We start from the raw sequence: 1,285 nt of genomic DNA, 5'->3' as shown, positions 1-1,285 counted from the left end.
GAACAGCTCCTGGTAAAATGGACATGAAATAAAAAAAACTATTTCAATCATTTTATCAAGGAGCTTTTTCATGCGTAAAAATCAGAACTACACGGGCGACTTTAAAGTAAAGGTTGCACAAGCTTATCTTTTTGACCACTTAGGTGGCTATCAATCAGTGGCAGAACATTTTGGTGTCACCAATCGCTCACAAGTACAACATTGGGTTAAATTGTACGAGAACAATCCTCAACTTCTCTATCAAGATAATCGTGGTAGACCGGCACAAGTTAAGTCAGAGACGATGACTTTAGAAGAACAAGTCAACTATCTCAAAATGGAGGTAGCTATTCTAAAAAAGCTCAGAAAGCTCTTGTAAAAATCTCTACAAGAGCTAAGTATCAAGTCGTTGATAGTTTAACAGGACAGTATGCCATTACTGCTCTTTGTCATTATCTTGGTATTTCAAGGAGTGGTTATTATAGCTGGATTAAGAAAAACCGCCCCCTTACAAAATCTTGGAATTCTCAGCTGGCAGAGAAGATTCAACTTCTCTTTGATGCCTCTTTTAAGGGCTATCGTTATATCTGGATGCAACTTAAGCGACTTTATGGTATAAGCGTCAACCCAAAGACTGTCCTTCGCTATATGCAAGTTCTCGGTTTGAAATCGCCAATACGCAAGAAACGCTTTACTTCTTGCACGAGGCAAGAAATGAACAAAAAAAGCGAGAAAGGTTTCGCCAAACCTTCTCGCAAGACACTTCGTCGCCACACGACCTCATGAAAAGTTAGTGACAGACGTTTCTTATGTGTATCATAAACAGGGTAGACTGTACTTAAGTATTACCAAAGACCTGTATGATAACTCTATTTTAGCTTACAATCTATCAAAATTCAATGATAATCAGTTAGTCTTTGAGAATTTAGACCTTGTTTTCAGAAAAGATTGGGACAAATCAAAATCTTGTCTTTTGCATTCAGATCAAGGATTTCAGTATACGAACAAGCAGTATCACAAAAAACTTGAAACTTTTAATGTGACGGTTTCTCATTCTCGTAAGGGAAACTGTTATGACAACGCTTGTTGTGAAAACTTTTTTTCTCATCTTAAAAGTGAATCTTTGGAATTATTTGTACCTGAAAATGAGACGGAATTGATGCAGCAGATTGACGATTTCATTACATGGTATAACTTTGATAGACCACAACTCAAACTAAAAGGCATGACTCCTATTGAATATAGGCAGACATACCTTTGAGTGGAAATGTGTTTTTTTTGAACTGTCTGTTTTATTTGGGGCTTG

At 36.9% G+C, this 1,285-nt stretch carries 2 protein-coding genes and 1 pseudogene; all 3 read left to right on the top strand.

Features of this window, described 5'->3' with window-relative positions; genetic code table 11:
* Positions 1 to 70: 70 nt before the first annotated feature.
* Positions 71 to 358: a helix-turn-helix domain-containing protein gene (locus tag LRA01S_RS10525; protein WP_014571824.1), complete on the top strand. Its 288-nt coding sequence runs from the start codon at positions 71 to 73 to the stop codon at positions 356 to 358.
* A gap of 2 nt (positions 359 to 360) precedes the next feature.
* Positions 361 to 765 (top strand): IS3 family transposase, encoded by a 405-nt coding sequence (locus tag LRA01S_RS11455; RefSeq protein WP_373279983.1) that lies wholly within the window; start codon positions 361 to 363, stop codon positions 763 to 765.
* Positions 713 to 1,240, top strand: a pseudogene (locus tag LRA01S_RS10515) (IS3 family transposase); the annotation flags it as partial. The gene LRA01S_RS11455 and the pseudogene LRA01S_RS10515, both read left to right, overlap by 53 nt.
* Positions 1,241 to 1,285: the final 45 nt, after the last annotated feature.

Source organism: Pseudolactococcus raffinolactis NBRC 100932, from assembly GCF_001591765.1.
In the GTDB taxonomy this organism is placed as follows: Bacteria; Bacillota; Bacilli; order Lactobacillales; family Streptococcaceae; genus Pseudolactococcus; species Pseudolactococcus raffinolactis.
Note: the sequence above shows the minus strand (reverse complement) of the source record. Positions and strands in the feature narration are given on the sequence as shown.

Coding starts and splice junctions, on each gene's coding strand:
- LRA01S_RS10525 (WP_014571824.1), top strand. CDS start 71: ATGCGTAAAAATCAGAACTACACGGGCGACTTTAAAGTAAAGGTTGCA.